The following is an 18,855-nucleotide window of genomic DNA, read 5'->3' on the forward strand; positions in this document are numbered from 1 at the left end:
GCGCTCCCCCTCGAGGGGGCGCCGCCAGCGGACCGGCGAAGCCGGATCCGCAGCGGTCGCTAGAAGCGGCGTGATTCGCCGGTCGGTGGTGCCGGTCCGAAGCGTGGGCCACCGAGACGCCGGCGCATGGGTTTGCCCGCTGCGGGGGTGGCCCTGGTGGCCGTTACGATCGCGTGCATGACGGGCGGGGAGGACAGCGCATGCCGGTGATCGTCGTCGCCAACCCCAAGGGCGGGGTCGGCAAGAGCACGCTGGCGACCCACATCGCCGGCGCGCTGGCGCGCCAGGGCCACGCCGTGATGCTCGGCGACGTCGACCGCCAGCAGTCGGCGCGCGGCTGGCTCGCATTGCGCCCGCCGCAGCTGCCGCCGATCCGCGGCTGGGACACCAGCGGCGGCGACGCGCTGCGCCCGCCCAAGGGCACGACGCACGCGGTGCTCGACACGCCGGCTGGCCTGCACGGCAAGCGCCTGGACGAGGTCATGAAGGTCGCCGACAAGGTCGTGATCCCGCTGCAGCCGAGCCTGTTCGACATCAACGCCACCCACGCCTTCGTCGCCGCACTGCGCGCGCACAAGCGCGCCGAGCGCATCGCGTTCGGCGTCGTCGGCATGCGCGTGCGCGAAGGCACGCTGAGCAACGAGCAGCTGCACCGCTACCTCGAGACGCTCGGGCTGCCGGTCCTGGGATTCCTGCGCGACACGCAGAACTACGTGCAGCTGGCCGCGCGCGGTCTGACGCTGTGGGACGTCGCGCCCAGCCGCGTCGAGCGCGACCTGGCGCAGTGGCAACCCCTGCTGGAGTGGATCGGGCGATGAGGCACTACCCGCACCTGGCCGACCTGCGCACGCGCGTCGGCGACGAGATCGGCCTGAGCGACTGGGTGACCGTCGACCAGGCGCGCATCGACCTGTTCGCAGACGCCACCGGCGACCACCACTGGATCCACACCGACCCGCAGCGCGCCGCCGCCGGTCCGTTCGGCACGACGGTGGCGCACGGTTTTCTGACGCTGTCGCTGATCGCCGAGCTGGCGGCGACGGCGTTCGCGGTCGGCGACGAGCGCATCGTCGTCAACTACGGCCTCAACCGCGTGCGCTTCCCGGCGCCGGTGCCGGCGGGCAGCCGGCTGCGCGGGCGCTTCCGGCTGCTCGCGTTCGAGCCGATCGACGGCGGCGCGCAAGTGACGACCGAGGTCACCGTCGAGCGCGACGGTCACGACAAGCCGGTGTGCGTGGCCGAGTCGGTCACGCGCCGGTACACCTGATCGTCGCTGGCGGCGTCCCCGCGGCGCGGCCACCCGTCCCTCCGTCGGGGGTGTGGCACGAACAGGGGCTGGGCTACGATCCGCCACCGTCCTGCGCGGGACACCGGGGAGCGCCGCCGATGAAAGTGCTGCTGGTCGACGACCATCCGCTGATCCTGACGGCGCTGCAGACCGTCATGCGCGGCCTCGGCGACGACGTCACCGTCGTCAGCGCCGCCAGCGCGGCCGACGCGCGCCGCGAGCTCGCCGACGCGAAGGACTTCGACCTCGTGCTGCTCGACCTCGCGCTCGGCGACGCCGACGGCTTCGACGTGCTCGCCGAGATGCGGCAGAAGCATCCGGCGCTGCCGGTGGTCGTGATCTCGGCGTCGGACCGCGCGAGCGACGTGATCCGCGCGATCGACCTCGGCGCGATGGGCTTCGTGCCCAAGCGCGCGTCGAACGAGACGCTGTTCGACGCGCTGCGGCTCGTGATGTCGGGCGGCATCTATGTGCCGCCGATCCACCTCGGCAGCGAGCCGCCGCCACCGAAGGGCGGCGACACGGTGCCCGACGTGATGCGCGTGGCCACGCCGCTGGACGTGCCGATCGGCGGCCACGCCGCTGCCGCCGGCTACCAGACGATGCGCTCGCTCGACCAGATCGGCCTGACGCCGCGCCAGACCGAGGTGCTGGCCAAGCTGCTGCAGGGCAAGCCGAACAAGATCATCGCGCGCGAGCTGAATCTGTCGGTCGAGACGGTCAAGGACCACGTCGCCGCGGTGCTGCGCGCGCTCGGCGTGAGCTCGCGCACGCAGGCCGTCATCGCGGTCGGCCAGATGACGCGCGACGGCGGCCTCGGCGGCTGGCGGGGGCGCTGACACCTGCCGCCGCGCGCCGCGATGAGCGCCGTCGTCTCGACCGAGGTGCCCGCGTCGCCGACCGGTGCGCCGGCGGCGTCACCGACGTCGGCGAGCGCGATCGCCGCCGAGGCCGTGCGCGCACACCTGCGCCAGTCGCCGGTGGCGCTGTTCGGCAACCTGGTGGGCATGCTGCTCGTCGGGCTGATCTTCGCGCCGGTGGCCGAGCGCTGGCGGCTCGTCGTCTGGTTCGTGCCGGTCGTCGTGCTGTGGCTGCTGCGTCTGGCGCACTGGCTGTGGTACGGCCGCCGCGCCAACATGTCCGACGAGACGATCGTCGCGCAGCGCACGCCGCTGGCCTGGCTGTCGGTCGCGCAGGGCGCGATGTGGGGCGTCGCGTCGTGGGTGTTCTGGGGCGAGGGCGGCGTGTTCCAGAAGACGGCGCTGATCCTGATGGTCGTCACCTACACGTTCGGCGCGGTGCAGGTGGTGGGCACGCAGCGGCGGCTGTTCCTCGTCTTCGTCGGCGTCGTCTTCGTCCCCGGCATCGTGCGTGTCGCGCTCGACACCGCGACGCCGAACCACCTCGAGCTCGCCGGACTGATGCTGCTGCTGTTCGCCGCGACGCTGCTGATGGCGCGCACCTACCGCGGCGCGCTGGCCGACGCGATCGAGCTGCGCCGCCACAGCGAGCAGCTCGCCGCGCAGCTGCAGGTCGAGAAGGCGCAGGCCGAGGCGGCGCGCCGCGAGGCCGAGGCCGCGAGCCGCGCGAAGACGCAGTTCTTCGCTGCCGCCAGCCACGACCTGCGCCAGCCGCTGCACGCGATGGGGCTGTTCGCCGAGGCGCTGCGCCAGCGCGCGCACGACCCGGAGGTGGCCAAGCTCGTCAACAGCATCAACGAGAGCGTCGACGCCCTCGAGGGCTTGTTCGGCGAGCTGCTCGACATCACGCGCATCGACACCGGCGGCGTCGACGTCAACCCGCAGCCGGTGCGCCTGCGCGAGCTGTTCGCGCGGCTGCGGCTGCACTTCGAGCCGGCGGCGTTCGAGAAGGGGCTGGCGCTGCACTTCCGCGGCGAGCAGCACGTCGCGCACGCCGACCCGGTGCTGCTCGAGCGCGTGCTGCGCAACCTGGTCAGCAACGCGATCCGCTACACCGAGGACGGCGGCGTGCTGGTCAGCGCGCGCCGCCGCGGTGGCAAGCTGCTGCTGCAGGTCTGGGACAGCGGCATCGGCATCGCGCCGGCCAGCCTGCCGCGCATCTTCGACGAGTTCTACCAGGTCAACAGCCACCGCCCGCTCGAGCCGCACCACCGCAAGGGCCTCGGGCTCGGGCTGGCGATCGTCAAGCGGCTCGCGGCGCTGATGGGCACGCCGCTGTCGGTGCGCTCGCGCCCGGGCCACGGCACCGTGTTCACGCTCGAAGTGCCCGAAGGGCGCGCGCCGCGTGCGCTCGACGCGCAGATGCCCAGGGCCGCGACGCCGATCGGGCTCACGCTCGACGGACGGCTGTTCGTCGTCGTCGAGGACGAGGCGGCGGTGCGCGACGGGCTCGTCGTGCTGCTGCAGGCCTGGGGCGCGCGCGTCGTCGCGTTCGACACCGTCGACGCGGTGCGCGCGTGGTGCGCGGGCCCCGCTGCCGAGCGCCCCGACGTGCTGCTCGTCGACTACCGCCTGCCGGGCGGCACCACGGGTCTGGAGGCGCTCGCGCTGCTGCGCGCACGCTTCGCCGGCGCGCCGCTGCCGGCGATCGTGATCACCGGCAGCAGCCTCGGCGGCCACGAGGACGAGGCGACGACGCACGACTTCCACCTGCTGATCAAGCCGGTGCTGCCCAACAAGCTGCGCGCGATGATCGCGTTCAAGCTTGGCGTGCGCGGCAGCGCGGGGGGCTGACCGGCGCACCGTTGGCTCTACGAAGCCGAATCGCTCCCGGTCCGGCGGCCGCTGCGCCTCCTCGGGGGCGGCCAACGGCGGTAGGGGATGGTCCTCTTGTCACGCTGGCTGGTACGCCAGCCGCACGTAGATCGGCGCGAAGGCCTCGGCCTGCGTGACGTCGATCAGCCGTTCGCGCGCGAGTTCGAGCAGCGCGATGAAGGTCACCACCACGACGGGCACGCCGCGCGTCGTGTCGAACAACTCGTCGAACTCGACGAAGCGGCGCCCCTGCAGCTTCTTCAGCACCAGGCTCATGTGCTCGCGCACCGACAGCTGCTCGCGCGTGATCTTGTGGTGCTGGTTCAGCTTCGCGCGCCGCAGCACGTCGAGCCATGCGGCGCGCAGCTCGTCGGGCGAGACGTCCGGCAGCCGCGGCTGCAGGCTCTGCTCGATGACCACCTGCGCGCGCAGGAAGTCGCGCCCGAGCACCGGCAGCTGCTCGAGCCGCGCGGCGGCGAGCTTGATCTGCTCGTACTCGAGCAGGCGGCGCACGAGTTCGGCACGCGGATCCTCGGGCTCGCTGCCGTCGTCGCGCTTCTTCGGCGGCAGCAGCATGCGGCTCTTGATCTCGATGAGCATCGCCGCCATCAGCAGGTACTCGCTGGCGAGCTCGAGGTTGCGGCTGCGGATCTGCTCGACGTAGGCGAGGTACTGGCGCGTGACGTCGGCCAGCGGGATGTCGAGGATGTTGAAGTTCTGCCGCCGGATCAGGTACAGCAGCAGGTCCAGCGGCCCCTCGAATGCCTCGAGGAAGACCTCGAGCGCGTCGGGCGGGATGTACAGGTCCTGCGGCAGCGTGAACAGCGGCTCGCCGTACAGGCGCGCGACGGCCACGCCGTCGACGACGTCGGGCACGACGTCCGCGTCCGGTGCCGCCACCGGATCGGCCACGGTGGCGGCCGCCGTCACCGTCATTTCGCCTTCGTCTGGTACACGTACGGCTGCTGCGGGACGCGGGCCTCGCGCCACTCCTGCAGCGCCTCGCGATCGAGGGCACGGTCCCACAGCAGCGCGCGCCCGGCGCGCTGCTCGGCCTCGAGGCTGGGCTTGCGGGCCTTCAGCTCCTCGATGAACTGCGTGACGTCGGACTTGTACGGCTTGCGGAAGAAGGGCATCGTGCGGGCAGAATCGGCAACGGGCCGGGATTCTACCGAGGGGGTGGCATGCGCAAGCTGACGACGGCGTGGGCCGCGCTGGGCAGCGTGGCGGTCGCGCTGTCGACGCTGGTCGGCTGCGATGCGTCGCCGCTCGCGCGGCTGCAGGTCGGCGTGTCGACCGAGGCCGAAGTGCGCCGTGCACTCGGCGAGCCCGCCGCCATCTACGACGCGCCCGAAGGTGCGCGCGAGTTCGAGTACCCGCGCCAGCCCGAAGGCCACGAGAACTGGTTCGTCACCGTCGGCGCCGACGGCCTCGTGCGCGAGATCCGCCAGGCGCTCGCACCGGCGACGTTCGCGCGCGTCGTGCCCGGGCTCGACAAGGCCGGGGTGCGCCGCCTGCTCGGCCGCCCGGCGCGCACGACGTTCTACGACCTCAAGCGCGAGGAGGTCTGGGACTGGCGCCACGGCGACGCGGCGACGCCGCTGTTCTTCAGCGTGACCTTCGACGCCGACGGGCGCGTGATCGCCAGCGGCAGCGGCCTCGACCCGCGGCGCGAGCAAGTGGGGCTGTAGCGCCGCGATGGTCGAGGTCGAACTCAAGTTGCAGGTGCCGCCCGCGCAGCGCGACGCGGTGCGCCGCGCGGTGGCCACCGCGAGCGCGCGCACCACCCGGCTGCAGGCCCGCTACTTCGACACGCCCGACCGGCGGCTCGCCGCCGCCGGCATCGCGCTGCGGCTGCGGCGTGAGGACGGCCACTGGGTGCAGACGCTGAAGGCGCGCGGCGACGGCGTGATGGCGCGCCCCGAGCACAACGCCGTGCTGCCGCGCATGCGCGGCGAGCCGGTGCTCGACGTCGCGCGCCACGACGGCACCGCTGCCGCCGACGCGCTGCGCGCCGCTGGCGTCGACCCGGCGGCGCTGCAGCCGCTGTTCGCCACCGACGTGCGGCGCACGCACCGGCGCGTGCGCCACGGCGGTGCCGTGGTCGAACTCGCGTACGACGACGGGGTCCTGGTGGCCGGCGAACGGCGTGAACCGGTTGCCGAGCTCGAACTGGAGCTGGTCAGCGGCGCGCCGGCGGCGCTGTTCGCGCTGGCTGCACGCTGGATCGAGCGCCACGGGCTGTGGCTCGACGTGCGCACGAAGGCCGAGCGCGGCGACCTGCTCGCGCGCGGCGAGCGCGCGTCGCCCGCGGTGCACGCGACGGCACCGGCGCTGCGCGCCAGCGACACGCCGGCCGAGGCGCTGCGCGCGATGGTGCGCTCCTGCCTCGACCAGATCCTGCCCAACGCGAGTGTCGTCGCTGCCGGCCGCCACGACGCCGAGCACGTGCACCAGCTGCGCGTCGGTCTGCGGCGGCTGCGCACCGCGCTGCGCGAGTTCGGCGACGCGGCGGCCGAGGTCGATCCCGCGTGGGAGCCGGCGCTCGCGGCGGTGTTCGCGCGGCTGGGTGCGGCGCGCGACCGCGACGCGCTCGCCGCGACGCTGCTGCCGGCGCTGGCCGCCGCCGGCGCCCCGCTCGTCGCGCTGCCGCCGGTGGCCGCCGCCGAAGACCCGTGCCAGGCGCTGCGCGAGCCGGCGTGGAACCTGCTGCTGCTCGCACTGATCGGCTTCGCGCACGGCGGCGAACCGGCGGCGGTGCCGGGCGCCGAACCGAGCTGGGCGCTGCCGCCGCCCGACGACGCCGACGCGCTGCGGCGCTGGGTGCGCCAGCGCCTGAAGCGCGCGCACCGGCGCGCGGTGGCCGACGCCGCGGCGTTCGCGACGCTGCCCGAGGATGCCCAGCACCGCGTGCGCAAGCGCGTCAAGCGGCTGCGCTACGCCGTCGAGTTCGTCGCCGCGCTGTACCCGGCCAAGGCGGTCGCGCGCTACCTGAAGCGGCTGCGCCCGGCGCAGGAGGCGCTGGGCGAGTACAACGACGTGCTCGTCGCCGAGGCGGCGTTTCGCGAGCTCGTCGCCAGCGACCCGCGCGCGTGGTTCGCGCTCGGCTGGCTCGCGGCGCGGCGCGCGCAGTGCCTTGCGCAGTGCACGCGCGCGCTGCAGCGGCTGGCCGACGCCGAGCCGTTCTGGCGCGGCCGCCGTTAGGCAGAGCGCCTAGGCGCGCGCGCGCTGCAGCGCCTCGGCCAGCGTCGGCGCGACCGCACCCTCGTCGAGCAGCGCGTCGAAACCCGAGCGGTGCATCAGCGAGCGCGGCTGCTCGTTGACGGCGGCCAGCCGCAGCGCGACGCCGCGCTTGCGCAGCGCGCGCAGCAACTGCGTCAGCGCGTCGAGTCCGGTGGTGTCGAGCTGCACCAGCCGCTGGCACTCGAGCACGAGCACGCGCGTGCCCGCCGGCAGCGCCTCGACGATCGCCTCGACCTTGCCCACGGCACCGAAGAACAGCGAGCCGTACAGCCCCATCACGTGCACGCCCGGCGGCGCGGCCTCGCCGGTGGTGCGGCGCAGCGCCTCGTCGTCGAGCGGCTCGGCGCGGAACAGCTGGCTCATGCGCCAGATGAAGAACACGCACGACAGGATCAGCCCGACCTCGACGGCGACGGTGAGGTCGAAGATCACGGTCAGCAGGAACGTGCCCACCAGCGTCGTGCGGTACGTCAGCGCAAAGCGCTTGAGCCGCGCGAACTCGTGCCACTCGCCCATGTTCCACGCGACGAACAGCAGGATCCCGGCCAGCGCCGCCAGCGGCACGTGCACCGCCAGCGGCGCGGCCACGAGCACGATCGCCAGCAGCGTGGCCGCGTGGACGATCCCCGCCACCGGAGTGCGCGCGCCCGAGCGCACGTTGGTCGACGTGCGCGCGATCGTGCCGGTGGCCGGCATGCCGCCGAACAGCGGCGTCACGACGTTGGCCACGCCCTGGGCCATCAGTTCCTGGTTGGGGTCGTGGCGCGGGATGTCGGCCATGTTGTCGGCCACGCGCGCGCACAGCAGCGACTCGATCGCGCCGAGCAGCGCGATCGTCACCGTCGGGATCACGAGCTGCTTCGCGCTGGTCCAGCTGAACGACGGCAGTTCGAACGACGGCAGCGCCTGCGGGATGCCGCCGAAGCGCGAGCCGATCGTCTCGACGTCGAGGCCGAACGTGGCGACGACGGCGGTCGCACCGGCCAGCGCGATCACGGTGCCAGGCACCTGCGCCGCGTGCCGGCGCAGCCTGTCCAGGCGCGTCGCCGGCGTGGCGGGCATCGCGTACGACTTCGGCCACACGACGACGAGCGCCAGGCACGCGACCCCGATCGCCAGCGCCGTCGGGTTGAGCGTGTGCACGTGCGTCGCGAGCACGGCGATCTGCGAGAAGAAGTCGGCCGGCAGCTTGTCGATGCGCAGGCCGAGCAGGTCCTTGACCTGCGACAGCGCGATCAGCACCGCGATGCCGTTGGTGAAGCCGATCACGATGCTGATCGGGATGTAGCGCACCAGCGCCCCCAGCCGCAGGAAGCCCAGTGCGAACAGCAGCACGCCGGCGAGCATCGTCGAGATCAGCAGGTTGGCCAGACCGTAGCGCTCGACGATGCCATAGACGATGACGATGAACGCGCCGGCCGGCCCGCCGATCTGCACGTTCGAGCCGCCGAGTGCCGAGATCAGGAAGCCGGCGATGATCGCCGTGAAGATGCCCTGCTCGGGCTTGAGGCCCGACGCGATGGCGAACGCCATCGCCAGTGGCAGCGCGACAATGCCGACGGTGACGCCGGCACCGGCGTCAGCGGCGAACTGCGCGCGCGTATAGCCGCGCAGTGCGTCGACGAGACGGGGACGGAACGGGTGGACGGGAAACGGCAGCATGGAACCTCCGGGAATGAACGCGGCGGGCAGGACTGGGCCCGCCCGGAGGTCCGCAGTGATGGCATTGCGCGATGAAGCGCCGGCGGCGCGACAGCGTGCGCGGCGCACGTGCGCACGCCGCGTGCCGCGCACGCGCCGGCGCCATCAGCGCACCCGCATGCCCGGCTGCGCGCCGGGGTGGGGTTCGAGGATGAACAGGCCGGGGTGCGCCTTGCCGTCGGCGTGGCTCGCGGCCAGCACCATCCCCTCGCTGACGCCGAACTTCATCTTGCGCGGCGCGAGGTTGGCCACCAGCACCGTGAGCTTGCCGGCCAGCTCCTCGGGCCGGTAGGCGCTCGCGATGCCGCTGAAGACGTTGCGCGTGCGCCCCTCGCCGGCGTCCAGCGTCAGGCGCAGCAGCTTGTCGCTGCCCTCGACGCGCTCGGCGGCGACGATCCTGGCGATGCGCAGGTCGACCTTGGCGAAGTCGTCGATGCCGATCTCGGGTGCCACCGCCTCGCCGCCGGGCAACACCGCCGGCGGCGCCGGGGGCTCGAACAGCGCGTCGAGCCGCTTCGGGTCGACGCGCTGCATCAGGTGCTGGTAGGCGCCGATGCGGTGCGCGCCGAGGGCGCGCTGCGCGTCGGCGAATGCGAGCGGCGGCACGTTCAGGAAGGCCTCGACCTTGGCGGCGAGCGCCGGCAGCACCGGCTTGAGGTAGATCGTGAGAATGCGGAAGGCCTCGATGCACACCGTGCACACGTCGTGCAGCACGGCGTCGGCGCCGGGCTGCTTCGCGAGCTCCCACGGCTTGTGCTGGTCGACGTACTCGTTGACGCGGTCGGCCAGCGCCATCACCTCGCGCAGCGCCTTGCCGTACTCGCGCTCCTCGTACAGCTGCTCGATCGCGTCGCGGTGCGCGCGCAGCCCGTCGAGCAGCACGCGGCCCTCGACACCGGTGTCGGCCGACAGCGCGCCGCCGAAGCGCTTGGCGATGAAGCCCGCCGCGCGGCTGGCGATGTTGACGTACTTGCCGACGAGGTCGGCGTTGACGCGCGCGACGAAGTCGTCGGGATTGAAGTCGACGTCCTCGACGCGGCCGTTGAGCTTGGCCGCGATGTAGTAGCGCAGCCACTCCGGGTCCATGCCGAGCTCGAGGTACTTCAGCGGGCTGATGCCGGTGCCGCGGCTCTTGCTCATCTTCTCGCCGCTGACGGTGATGAAGCCGTGCACGAAGACGTGGGTCGGCGTCTTGCGGCCGCTGAAATGCAGCATCGCCGGCCAGAACAGCGTGTGGAAGTACGTGATGTCCTTGCCGATGAAGTGGATCTGCTCGACCTGCGGGTCGGCCATGTAGGCGTCGAAGTCCCAGCCGTTCTTGTCGAACCAGTTCTTCAGCGACGCGAGGTAGCCCACCGGCGCGTCGAGCCAGACGTAGAAGTACTTGCCCGGCGCGTCGGGGATCTCGATGCCGAAGTACGGCGCGTCGCGGCTGATGTCCCAGTCGGCGAGTGTGACACGGCCGTGCTCGTCGGGCGCGAACCATTCGCGGATCTTGTTCAGCACCTCGGGCTGAAGCCGCCCGGGCGTCTGCGTCCACTCCTGCAGGAACTCGATGCAGCGCGGCGAGCTGAGCTGGAAGAAGTGGTGCTCGCTCGTCCTGAGCACCGGCGCCGCGCCCGACAGCGCCGAGTACGGGTTCTTCAGTTCGGTGGGGCCGTAGACGGCGCCGCAGACCTCGCAGGCGTCGCCGTACTGGTCCTTCGCGCCGCACTTCGGGCACTCGCCCTTGATGTAGCGGTCGGGCAGGAACATGCCCTTGACGGGGTCGAAGAACTGCTCGACCGGCCGGATCGCGATCAGTCCCTCGCGGCGCAGCGCGCGGTAGATGTCCTGCGCGAGCGCGTGGTTCTCGGGGCCGTCGGTCGAGTGCCAGTTGTCGAACGCGATGTGGAAGCCGTCGAGGTAGGCCTTGCGCCCGGCGGCGATCTCGGCGACGAACTGCTGCGGCGTCTTGCCCGCCTTCTCGGCGGCGATCATGATCGGCGCGCCGTGCGCGTCGTCGGCGCAGACGAAGTGCACCTCGTGCCCGCGCATGCGCTGGAAACGCACCCAGATGTCGGCCTGGATGTACTCCATGATGTGGCCGATGTGGAAGGCGCCGTTGGCGTACGGCAGCGCGGTGGTGACGAACAGTCGGCGGGGCATGGGCGCTCGCGGCGGCAGCGGAACGTGACATTCTAGGAGCCACCGCCCCGCTACCCGGGTAAGTACCGAGCCGGGGCGTGCCGCCGGGCCTGCCCCTGCGGACAAAGTGACGTCCGTGCGCCGGTAGACTGCACGGCCTTCCGGATCGCCTGCCACCGCCATGACCGCACCGACCGAACCGTCCCTGCTCGAGGCCCTGAAGAGCGTCGTCGACCCGAACACCGGGCGCGACTTCGTCTCGACGCGGCAGCTGAAGAACCTGCGGGTCGAGGGTGGCGACGTGTCGTTCGACGTCGAGCTCGGCTACCCGGCCAAGAGCCAGATCCCGGCGCTGCGCCGCGCGCTGATCGCCGCCGCGCGCGAGGTGCCCGGCGTGGCCAACGTCAGCGTCAACCTGACGACGAAGATCGTCGCGCACGCGGTGCAGCGCGGCGTGCAGCTGCTGCCCAAGGTCAAGAACGTCGTCGCCGTCGCGTCGGGCAAGGGCGGTGTCGGCAAGAGCACGACGGCGGTCAACCTCGCGCTCGCGCTCGCCGCCGAGGGCGCGAGCGTGGGCATCCTCGACGCCGACATCTACGGCCCGAGCCAGCCGATGATGATGGGCATCGAGGGCCGCCCCGAGTCGGTCGACGGCCAGACGATGGAGCCGCTCGAGAACTACGGCGTGCAGGTGATGTCGATCGGCTTCCTGGTGGATGCCGACAACCCGATGATCTGGCGCGGGCCGATGGCCACGCAGGCGCTCGAGCAGCTGCTGCGGCAGACCAACTGGCGCGAGCTCGACTACCTGATCGTCGACATGCCGCCGGGCACCGGCGACATCCAGCTCACGCTGTCGCAGCGCGTGCCGCTGACCGGCGCCGTCATCGTCACGACGCCGCAGGACATCGCGCTGCTCGACGCGAAGAAGGGGCTCAAGATGTTCGAGAAGGTCGGCGTGCCGATCCTGGGCATCGTCGAGAACATGGCGGTGTACTGCTGCCCGAACTGCGGCCACGTCGAGCACATCTTCGGCGCCGAGGGCGGCAAGAAGATGGCCGCGCAGTACGGCGTCGACTACCTCGGCGCGCTGCCGCTGAACATGAGCATCCGCGAGCAGGCCGACAGCGGCCGCCCGACGGTGGTCAGCGACCCCGACGGCGAGATCGCCGCGATCTACAAGGCGGTCGCGCGCCAGGTGGCGGTCAAGATCGCGCAGAAGGCCAAGGACTTCAGCGCGAAGTTCCCGACGATCACGATCTCGAAGACCACCTGAAGCGCGCCATGTCCAAGCGTCCGCGCATCGAGGTCGCCGTCGTCGTCGAGCGCGAAGCGCAGCCCAACCGCTGGGAGGACTGGCGCTTCCGCATCGCCGAGGTGCTGCCCCACGAGCCGGCGTTCGGCACCGCGCCGCGCGTGCTGCGCGACGATGGCCGGTTGCAGCGCGTGCTGCACCCGGGCTTCGCCGTCGAGCTGTTCGCCGACGAGGGCGAGGGCTACTACCTGAACCTGACGTCGGGCGCGCCGGTGTGGTTCGTGATGTGGCGCGTCGACGACGCCGACGCGTCGCGGGCGAGGCCGGAGATCGTCAGCGTCTCGTACAACGAGGCCGGGCGCTGGCTCGACGCGCAGGAGCGCGTCGACTCGGTGCCGCTGTCGCCCGAGGTGCGCGACTGGCTGCAGGCCTTCACCGACGCGCACTACCGTCCGGAGCCGAAACAGCGCCGGCGCCCGGCGTCGTTCCAGCGACCGCACGAGCGCGGCTGAGCCGCGCGCGACCGACATGGCCGACGACCGCGACGACGGCTTCTTCTCGCGCTGGGCGCGGCGCAAGGCGCAGGCGCGGCGCGGCACCGTCGACGACGCCCCGCCCGGCAGGCCGCCGGCCACCGCACCTGCCGCGGCCGCTGCGCCCGTCACGCCCGTCACAGCGGCCGCGGCGGCGGTCGCGGGCACGGCCACGCCGCCGGCACCGGCGGCACCGCCAGCGCCGTCGGCCCCCCGCGCGAGCGAGGCCGCGCCGGCGCCCGCCGCGCCGCCGCTGCCGACGATGGACGACGTCGCGCGGCTGACGCGCAGTTCCGACTTCTCCCCGTTCGTGCGTGCCGGCGTCGACGAGGGCGTCAAGCGCGCGGCGCTGAAGAAGCTGTTCAGCGACCCGCACTTCAACGTGATGGACGGGCTCGACGTCTACATCGACGACTACGGCCAGCCCGATCCGCTGCCCGCGTCGATGCTGCGCAAGATGGTGCAGTCCAAGGCGCTGGGCCTGTTCACCGACGAGCCGCCGGCGGCCGCGGCCGCGCGCGCGACGGCGCCTGACGCCGTCGACGAGCCCCCAGCGGCCGACGTGCCCGCCGTCACCGATCCCGCACCGGCCCCCGAGGCCGCCGCCGAGGCCCCCACCGATGAAGACGCTGATCTGCGACTGCAACCGCTCGATGCCGCTGGACGCGAAGGCGATCCGCGAGACGCTGGCGACGACGCCGGGCGCGAGCGCTGACGGGCTCGACACCATCCACACGCTGCTGTGCCGGCGCGAGGCCGGCGCGTTCCAGCGCGCCGCGAAGGGCGGCGACGAGCTGCTCGTGGCCTGCACGCAGGAAAGCCGGCTGTTCCTCGAACTCAACGAGCAGACCGAGGGCGCACCGTCGGTGGCCGAACGGCCGATCCGCTTCGTCAACATCCGCGAGGCCGGCGGCTGGAGCCGCGACGCGAAGCAGGCCACGCCGAAGCTCGCGGCGCTGATCGCCGCGGCGCAGCTGCCCGACCCCGACCCGGTGGCCACCGTGAGCTACCGCTCGGGCGGTCGCGTGCTCGTGATCGGCGACGCCGACACGGCCGAGCGCGCCGCCGCGATGCTGGCCGACAAGCTCGATGTCAGCGTGCTGCTCGAGCGCGCCGGCGGCGCGCTGCCGCAGGCGCGCGAGCACCCGGTCTACAGCGGGCGGCTGACGCGCCTGGCGGGCTGGCTCGGTGCCTTCACCGCCGAGTGGGACGCGACCAACCCGATCGACCTCGACCTGTGCACGCGCTGCAACGCGTGCATCGCCGCGTGCCCCGAAGACGCGATCGACTTCAGCTACCAGGTCGACCTCGCGCGCTGCAAGAGCCACCGCGACTGCGTCAAGGTCTGCGACGCCGCCGGCGCGATCGACTTCACGCGCGAGCCGCAACCGGTCAGCGAGACGTTCGATCTGGTCCTCGACCTGCGCCGCGACCCCGCGTTCACGCAGCACCAGCCGCCGCAGGGCTACGTGCACGTGCGCCCCGGCGACGAGCGCGCGCTGTTCGACGCGGTGCTGACGCTGCGCGAGCTCACCGGCACCTTCGACAAGCCCAAGTTCTTCCACTACAAGCCCAAGCTGTGCGCGCACAGCCGCAACGAGAAGCTCGGCTGTAACGCCTGCGTCGAGGTCTGCTCGGCCAGCGCGATCGCCAGCGAGCGCGAGACGAGCGGCGGCATCCGCGTCGAGCCGCACCTGTGCGTGGGCTGCGGCGCATGCACGACGGTGTGCCCGAGCGGCGCGCTCGCCTACGGCTATCCCGACGCGCCCACGCTCGGCAAGCGCGTGCGCACGCTGATCGGCACCTACCGCCGCGCCGGCGGGCGCGACGCGATGCTGCTCGTGCACAGCCAGGACGCCGGCGCGAAGCGCCTGGCCGCGCTCGGCCGCGCGGCGCGCGTCGACCCCGCGATCCACGGTCTGCCGGCGCGCGTGCTGCCGCTCGAGGTGTGGCACACGGCCAGCGTCGGGATCGACCTGTGGCTTGCGGCGATCGCGTGCGGCGCGAGCCAGATCGGCGTGCTGCTGACCGACGAGGAGGCGCCGCAGTACCGCGAGGCGCTCGTGGCGCAGATGGCGCAGGCGCAGGCGATCCTCAGCGGCCTCGGCTACGCGGGCACGCACCTGCACCTGTTCGAGGCGCGTGACGACCGGGAGCTGGCCGCGCTCGACGCCGCGCTGCGCCTGCCGCCGGCGCAGGGCGTGCGCACCCCGGCGGCCTTCGCGGTGCAGGCCGACAAGCGCGCGACGCTCGACCTCGCGCTCGACCACCTGCTCGCGCAGGCGCCCAAGCCGGTCGACGAGATCGCGCTGCCGAAGGCCGGCGCGCCGTTCGGCACCGTCGTCGTCGACACCGGCAAGTGCACGATGTGCCTGAGCTGCGTCGGCGCCTGCCCCGAGGCGGCGCTGGCCGACAACCCCGAGGCGCCGCAGCTGCGCTTCGTCGAGAAGAACTGCGTGCAGTGCGGGCTGTGCGAGCGCACCTGCCCCGAGCGCGCGATCACGCTGCAGCCGCGCCTGTGGCTGGCCGACGGGGGCAAGGCGCGCAAGCAGATGCGCGTGCTCCACGAGGCGCAGCCGTGGCGCTGCATCCGCTGCGGCAAGCCGTTCGGCACCGTGCAGGCGATCGAGGCGATGGTGGCCAAGCTCGCCGGCCACGCGATGTTCCAGGGCGCGGCGGCCGAGCGGCTGAAGATGTGCGCCGACTGCCGCGTCGTCGACATCTTCAGCGACCCGAACGAAGTCCGGATCACCGACCTGTGAACGAGGGTGACACGCCGATGGCCCAGGATCTGAAGGCGCTGAGTTTCGCCACCGCCGACGACAGCGAGGAACTCGCGCGCGCCGAGCTGTACGGCCTGCTCGCGCGGCTGTGGTTCGCACCGCCCGACGAAGCGCTGCTGCAGCAGTTCCGCGTCGCGGTCACCGAGGCGCCGACGCCGGGCGCGTTCCTCGAGGCGCCGTGGCAGGACCTGGTGGCGGCGATGCGCGCGACGACGGTGCAGGCGGCGGCCGACGAGTACGACGCGCTGTTCCAGGGGGTCGGCAAGCCCGAGGTCTTCCTCTACGGCTCGTACTACCTCGCGGGCTTCCTCAACGAGAAGCCGCTCGTGCAGCTGCGCGACGACCTCGCGCGGCTCGGCCTCGCGCGCGACGAGACGCGCGGCGAGACCGAGGACCACGTCGCCGGCGTGTTCGAGGTGATGCGCTACCTGATCGCCGGCGACGACGTCGCGGTGTGCAACCTCGAGCAGCAGCGCCGCTTCTTTCGCGCCCACGTGCAGCCGTGGGTCGAGAAGATGGGCGACGCGGTGATCGCACACCCGCGCGCCGACCTCTACGCGAAGCTGGCGGCATTCACGCAGGCCTTCGTGCAGGTCGAGACGCAGGGCTTCGACCTGCTCGAGTGAGGCTTCAGCCCGCCGGCGGCGGCGCCGGCGTGTCGGCGGGCGGGGCCGCGGCGGCCTGCAGCTTCTTCCACGCCTGGAAGCCGCCGGCCACCGACAGCGCCTTCGGGTAGCCGAGCTCGCGCAGCAGTGCCGCGGCCGACAGGCTGCGCCGCCCGCTGTTGCACACGCACAGCAGCAGGTGGTCGCGCCCGTGGTGCAGGCCGTTGATCGTCTTGATGAAGGTGCGCGCGTCGATCTCCTTCGGCTTGCCGGCGTCGAGTATGTCCTGCTCGTTCTCGGTCAGCGTGTCGCCGAGCATCTGCTTGACCTCGAACAGCGGGATGTGCACCGTGTCGGGGATCGCACCCTTCATCTCGATCTCGAACGACTGGCGGATGTCGATCATCGTCGCCAGCCCCAGACGGCACAGCTCGAGCGCAGTGGGCAGCGAGATCTCGAGGCGCTCGCGCTCTTCGGGGGTGAATTCGTGGTCCAGGTCCATGGCGAGGGGGCGCACGCGGCGGGGGCGCGATTGTCCCACCGTGGCGTGGCGCCGGGCTAGGCGGCCTCGGTTTCCGGCTCGAGGCGCAGCACGACGGTGAACACGGCGCCGCGGCGGCCGTCGCCGCGGTCGGCGGCGCGCAGGTCGCCGCCGTAGCGCTCGACGATGCTTCGGCTGATCCACAGTCCCAGCCCGGTGCCGTCCTTCTTGCGCGTGACGAAGGGCTTGAACAGCTCGCCGATCAGCTCGGGGCCGAGCCCCGGGCCGGTGTCGGCGACCTCGATCTCGACGGCGTCGTCGCCCGCGTCGCGCGTGGCCAGCGTCAGCTCGCCGCCGTCGGGCATCGCGTGCACCGCGTTGACGAGCAGGTTGACCAGCACCTGCTGCAGCTCGTGGCGGTTGATCGACGGCCGCCGCGTCGCGGCGAACCCACGCCGCACCTCGATGCCGCTCTTGGCCAGCTGCGGCCCCACGAGCACGAGGCAGTCCTCGATCAGGCGCGCGACGTCGACGGCGTCGACGTAGCCGGCGAACTCGGCCGGGCGTGCGAACTGCAGCAGCTGCGTGACGATCAGCCGCATGCGCTCGACCTGCTCGTCGAGCAGCTTCAGCTCGGCGCGCACATGCTCGACGCCGGCGGGGCCGAGCAGCTCGCGCAGCAGGTCCAGGTTGCCCTGCATCACGGCGATCGGGTTGTTGATCTCGTGCGCGACGCTGGCCGTGAGCTGGCCCACCGCGGCGAGCTTCTCGGAGCGCACGAGCTGCTGCTGTGCCGCCTGCAGCTCGCGCGTGCGCTCGGCGACCTTGGCGTCGAGCTCGGCGTTGAAACGCTGCAGCTCGCGCGTGTTGGCGTCGACCGTGTCGAGCAGGTGGTCGAGGTGGCCCGCGAGCTGCGCGATCTCGTCGCTGCCAGCCACCGGACCGACGCGCGCGTCGGCATGGCCGGCCTCGACGGCCTGCATCGTGCGCGCCATGCGCTCGACCGGCGCGAAGATGCCGCGCGCCCAGCGCAGCGACACCGCGGCTGCGGCGATCATCACCGCGAAGAACACGACCCCGATCGCCGCCAGCGCGCCGAACTTGACCCACGTGAACGGCGCCTCGAGGAAGCCGACGTAGAGCATGCCCACGCGCCGGCCGTCGCCGTCGACGATCGGTTTGTAGCCCGAGACGTACCAGTCGCTGACGACGAACGCGCGGTCGAGCCACGTGCTGCCGCGGTCGAGCACGGCCTCGCGCACCTCGCGCGAGACGCGCGTGCCGATCGCGCGGCTGTCGCCGCCCTCGCCGGCGGCGTCGGGGTCGAACAGGCGCACGTTGGTGCTGATGCGCACGTCGTCGAGGAACAGCGTCGCGGTGCCCTGGCTGCCGAACGGCAGCGAGCCGGCCGGGTAGACGATCTCGTTGATGTGGTCGATGAACGCCAGGTTGCGGTTGAGCAGCACGCCGCCTTGTACCCAGCCGCGCAGGCGCCCGTCGGCGCTGCGCACCGGCGCGCTGGCGAGCACGACCATCGCGCGGTCCTCGACGCGGCGGTCGGTGGGCACCGCGTTGCGCGTGGGCAGCAGCGGCACCGGCACGCGCGACTGCAGCGCCGGCGCGAGCCGGGCGACGACCTCGGGCGCCAGGATCTCGATCGTGGCCTGCGCGCCGGCGGTCGCCGGTGTCGCGTGCAGCGGTGCGTCGGCATCGCCGGCCGGCGGGGTGCCGTGGTCGGTCACGCGCAGTTGGCCGTCGGCGTCGCGCCAGTTGACGAAGTCGAGCGCGCCGCGCTGCTTGACCGTGCGCAGCAGCGTGACGAGCGCGTGCTCGTCGTACGACGCGATCGCGCGCTGCAGCGCGTGCGAGTCGGCTGCCGACGCGGTGCTCGCGGCCACCTCGCCGAGCACGCGCTCGAAGTAGCCGTGCGCGACCGCGAGGTCCGAGCGCACCTTAGTGATCAGCAGGCGGTCGAGCGCGACGCTGGCCCACCACAGCAGTGCCACGCCGAGCAGCGGCAGCACGACGAACAGCGGGAGCAGCACCATCGCGAGCAGCTTGCCGCGGATCGACTGCGGCGCCAGGCGTGCGATGCGCATCGGTC

At 72.6% G+C, this 18,855-nt stretch carries 17 protein-coding genes; 11 read left to right on the forward strand and 6 right to left on the reverse strand.

What is annotated here, in order from left to right; all coding sequences use genetic code 11:
• Positions 1-200: 200 nt before the first annotated feature.
• The 4 genes from MOJ79_RS04845 to MOJ79_RS04860 all read left to right on the forward strand — a co-directional run bounded on the left by MOJ79_RS04845 (position 201) and on the right by MOJ79_RS04860 (position 4,002).
• Complete coding sequence (locus tag MOJ79_RS04845; protein ID WP_119287946.1) at positions 201-818, forward strand: ParA family protein; 618 nt, start codon at positions 201-203, stop codon at positions 816-818.
• Positions 815-1,267 (forward strand): MaoC family dehydratase, encoded by a 453-nt coding sequence (locus MOJ79_RS04850; RefSeq protein WP_241923105.1) that lies wholly within the window; start codon positions 815-817, stop codon positions 1,265-1,267. Before MOJ79_RS04845 ends, MOJ79_RS04850 begins: the two co-directional genes overlap by 4 nt.
• A gap of 119 nt (positions 1,268-1,386) precedes the next feature.
• Entirely contained in the window at positions 1,387-2,127 is a 741-nt protein-coding gene (locus tag MOJ79_RS04855) for a response regulator (protein ID WP_241923106.1), read from the forward strand.
• Between the two features lie 21 nt (positions 2,128-2,148).
• Complete coding sequence (locus MOJ79_RS04860) at positions 2,149-4,002, forward strand: ATP-binding response regulator (protein WP_241923107.1); 1,854 nt, start codon at positions 2,149-2,151, stop codon at positions 4,000-4,002.
• A 99-nt stretch (positions 4,003-4,101) separates the two neighbouring features.
• Here MOJ79_RS04860 and MOJ79_RS04865 read toward each other — a convergent pair whose 3' ends face one another.
• Together MOJ79_RS04865 and MOJ79_RS04870 are read right to left on the reverse strand one after the other, a co-directional pair.
• Positions 4,102-4,959 (reverse strand): segregation and condensation protein A, encoded by an 858-nt coding sequence (locus MOJ79_RS04865; RefSeq protein ID WP_241923108.1) that lies wholly within the window; start codon positions 4,957-4,959, stop codon positions 4,102-4,104.
• On the reverse strand, positions 4,956-5,159 hold the full coding sequence (locus MOJ79_RS04870) for a DUF3460 family protein (protein ID WP_119287954.1): 204 nt from the start codon (positions 5,157-5,159) through the stop codon (positions 4,956-4,958). Before MOJ79_RS04870 ends, MOJ79_RS04865 begins: the two co-directional genes overlap by 4 nt.
• Before the next feature lie 48 nt (positions 5,160-5,207).
• Here MOJ79_RS04870 and MOJ79_RS04875 point away from each other — a divergent pair, with 48 nt between their 5' ends.
• Entirely contained in the window at positions 5,208-5,714 is a 507-nt protein-coding gene (locus MOJ79_RS04875; protein ID WP_241923109.1) for an outer membrane protein assembly factor BamE, read from the forward strand.
• A 7-nt stretch (positions 5,715-5,721) separates the two neighbouring features.
• Entirely contained in the window at positions 5,722-7,227 is a 1,506-nt protein-coding gene (locus tag MOJ79_RS04880) for a CYTH and CHAD domain-containing protein (RefSeq protein WP_241923110.1), read from the forward strand.
• A 9-nt stretch (positions 7,228-7,236) separates the two neighbouring features.
• On the opposite strand, the gene MOJ79_RS04885 is transcribed toward MOJ79_RS04880, so the two are convergent.
• Both MOJ79_RS04885 and metG read right to left on the reverse strand, forming a co-directional pair.
• Positions 7,237-8,928 carry a SulP family inorganic anion transporter gene (locus MOJ79_RS04885; RefSeq protein WP_241923111.1) on the reverse strand — a complete coding sequence of 564 codons (1,692 nt, stop codon included), beginning with the start codon at positions 8,926-8,928 and terminating at the stop codon, positions 7,237-7,239.
• 144 nt (positions 8,929-9,072) lie between these two features.
• Positions 9,073-11,115, reverse strand: coding sequence for a methionine--tRNA ligase (metG, locus tag MOJ79_RS04890; protein ID WP_241923112.1), 2,043 nt, complete (start codon positions 11,113-11,115; stop codon positions 9,073-9,075).
• 160 nt (positions 11,116-11,275) lie between these two features.
• On the opposite strand from metG, the gene apbC reads away from it, so the two are divergent.
• Genes apbC through MOJ79_RS04915 form a run of 5 tightly spaced genes read left to right on the forward strand, consistent with a single transcriptional unit; the run spans position 11,276 to position 16,291 of the window.
• Positions 11,276-12,370 (forward strand): iron-sulfur cluster carrier protein ApbC, encoded by a 1,095-nt coding sequence (gene apbC / locus MOJ79_RS04895; protein ID WP_119287965.1) that lies wholly within the window; start codon positions 11,276-11,278, stop codon positions 12,368-12,370.
• Between the two features lie 8 nt (positions 12,371-12,378).
• The gene (locus tag MOJ79_RS04900) at positions 12,379-12,861 is read left to right on the forward strand and encodes a DUF3305 domain-containing protein (protein WP_119287967.1); all 483 of its coding nucleotides are present in this window, start codon (positions 12,379-12,381) and stop codon (positions 12,859-12,861) included.
• Positions 12,862-12,877: 16 nt separating this feature from the next.
• Positions 12,878-13,597, forward strand: coding sequence for a DUF3306 domain-containing protein (locus MOJ79_RS04905; protein ID WP_241923113.1), 720 nt, complete (start codon positions 12,878-12,880; stop codon positions 13,595-13,597).
• Positions 13,503-15,644, forward strand: a complete 2,142-nt coding sequence (locus MOJ79_RS04910; protein ID WP_241923114.1) for a 4Fe-4S dicluster domain-containing protein — start codon at positions 13,503-13,505, stop codon at positions 15,642-15,644. The genes MOJ79_RS04905 and MOJ79_RS04910 overlap by 95 nt, the downstream gene beginning before the upstream one ends.
• Before the next feature lie 17 nt (positions 15,645-15,661).
• Positions 15,662-16,291, forward strand: coding sequence for a TorD/DmsD family molecular chaperone (locus tag MOJ79_RS04915; RefSeq protein WP_241923115.1), 630 nt, complete (start codon positions 15,662-15,664; stop codon positions 16,289-16,291).
• 4 nt (positions 16,292-16,295) lie between these two features.
• Here the strand turns inward: MOJ79_RS04915 and MOJ79_RS04920 are convergent, their stop codons facing one another.
• Positions 16,296-16,772: a rhodanese-like domain-containing protein gene (locus tag MOJ79_RS04920; protein ID WP_241923116.1), complete on the reverse strand. Its 477-nt coding sequence runs from the start codon at positions 16,770-16,772 to the stop codon at positions 16,296-16,298.
• A 56-nt stretch (positions 16,773-16,828) separates the two neighbouring features.
• Positions 16,829-18,850 carry a sensor histidine kinase gene (locus MOJ79_RS04925; RefSeq protein ID WP_241923117.1) on the reverse strand — a complete coding sequence of 674 codons (2,022 nt, stop codon included), beginning with the start codon at positions 18,848-18,850 and terminating at the stop codon, positions 16,829-16,831.
• Positions 18,851-18,855 lie beyond the last annotated feature (5 nt).

The sequence above is a fragment of the Calidifontimicrobium sp. SYSU G02091 genome (assembly GCF_022631395.1).
In the GTDB taxonomy this organism is placed as follows: Bacteria; Pseudomonadota; Gammaproteobacteria; order Burkholderiales; family Burkholderiaceae_C; genus Calidifontimicrobium; species Calidifontimicrobium sediminis.